The following is a 1,032-nucleotide window of genomic DNA, read 5'->3' as shown; positions in this document are numbered from 1 at the left end:
CCGCACCTGAACGTGGGCACCATTGGTCACGTCGACCATGGCAAGACCACTCTGACCGCTGCGCTGACCAAAGTCTGTGCCGATACCTGGGGCGGTTCCGCTCGTGGTTTCGACCAGATCGACAACGCGCCGGAAGAAAAGGCTCGCGGTATCACCATCAACACCTCCCACGTTGAGTACGACTCGGCGATCCGTCACTACGCGCACGTCGACTGCCCCGGCCACGCCGACTACGTGAAGAACATGATCACCGGTGCTGCCCAGATGGACGGCGCGATCCTGGTTTGCTCGGCTGCTGACGGCCCCATGCCGCAGACCCGCGAGCACATCCTGCTGTCCCGTCAGGTAGGCGTTCCCTACATCGTCGTGTTCCTGAACAAGGCCGACATGGTTGACGACGCCGAGCTGCTGGAACTGGTCGAGATGGAAGTTCGCGATCTGCTGAACACCTACGACTTCCCGGGCGACGACACCCCGATCGTCATCGGCTCCGCGCTGATGGCGCTGAACGGTAACGACGACAACGAAATGGGTACCTCTGCCGTGCGCAAGCTGGTCGAGACCCTGGACTCGTACATCCCCGAGCCCGAGCGTGCCATCGACAAGCCGTTCCTGATGCCGATCGAAGACGTGTTCTCGATCTCCGGTCGCGGCACCGTGGTAACCGGTCGTGTCGAGCGTGGCATCGTGCGCATCCAGGAAGAAGTCGAGATCGTGGGCATCAAGGCCACCGTCAAGACCACCTGCACCGGCGTCGAGATGTTCCGCAAGCTGCTGGACGAAGGCCGTGCTGGCGAGAACGTCGGCGTGCTGCTGCGTGGCACCAAGCGTGAAGACGTGGAGCGTGGTCAGGTTCTGGCCAAGCCGAACACCATCAAGCCGCACACCAAGTTCGAGTGCGAAGTGTACGTGCTGTCCAAGGAAGAAGGTGGTCGTCACACCCCGTTCTTCAAGGGCTACCGTCCGCAGTTCTACTTCCGCACCACCGACGTGACCGGTAACTGCGAGCTGCCGGAAGGCGTCGAGATGGTG

1 protein-coding gene is annotated in these 1,032 nt (G+C 62.0%); it reads left to right on the top strand.

Annotated elements, in window-relative coordinates; all coding sequences use genetic code 11:
* Positions 1-1,032, top strand: a 1,032-nt coding sequence (gene tuf, locus FHR73_RS22420; protein WP_183634100.1) for an elongation factor Tu, incomplete at both ends; no start/stop codon positions are given.

The sequence above is a fragment of the Pseudomonas sp. AS2.8 genome, assembly GCF_014190935.1.
Classification (GTDB): domain Bacteria; phylum Pseudomonadota; class Gammaproteobacteria; order Pseudomonadales; family Pseudomonadaceae; genus Chryseomonas.
Note: the sequence above shows the minus strand (reverse complement) of the source record. Positions and strands in the feature narration are given on the sequence as shown.